The sequence below is a fragment of the Pseudomonas sp. B6(2017) genome, from assembly GCF_002112765.1.
In the GTDB taxonomy this organism is placed as follows: Bacteria; Pseudomonadota; Gammaproteobacteria; order Pseudomonadales; family Pseudomonadaceae; genus Aquipseudomonas; species Aquipseudomonas piscis.
The window spans coordinates 1-545 of record NZ_NEIQ01000080.1; the positions used below are offsets into that span (position 1 = coordinate 1).

A 545-nucleotide genomic window follows, 5' to 3' on the forward strand; every position below is an offset into this window, starting at 1 on the left:
TCGGCAAGGCGAACACCCGGTCCTGGGAGCAGGTCATGACGCTGGCGTGGGCCCCCAAGGCTTCGCCAGCCAAGGCGAACACCGCATCGCCGAGCGCAATCCGCGACACCTCTCCCCCCACCTCCAGCACCACGCCGCTGGCCTCGAAACCCGGGGTGAAGGGATATGGCGGCTGGGTGGGATACAGGCCGCTGACGCACAACAGGTCGCCGAAGTTCAGGGCGAAGGCGCGTACCGCGATCCGCACTTCGTCCGGCCCCAACGGCAGCAAGGGCGCTTCGATAGGTTGCAGCTCATCGATCCGCCCCGGGCCCTCGATTCGCAATTGCCGGCACACCTGTGGCACTTGCTCCACCACCTCGGCTAATGGCAGTACCTCGGCCCGCGCAGGCTCGGCGCTGGCCAGTGCGCGCCGGCGGCTGGGCTCGGTTACGGCCACTGCCGGCACCGGCCGCCTGGCGGCAGGCGCCTCGGCACGGCTGGTTTGTTGTTCCAGGGACGGGTACGTGCGCTGGATATGCTCGGCCAGCGCCCTGAGCGACGGA

At 69.4% G+C, this 545-nt stretch carries 1 protein-coding gene; it reads right to left on the reverse strand.

Annotated elements, in window-relative coordinates; all coding sequences use genetic code 11:
* Positions 1–545: alcohol dehydrogenase catalytic domain-containing protein (locus CAG11_RS33065; protein WP_143494915.1), on the reverse strand; the 545-nt coding region annotated here is incomplete at both ends.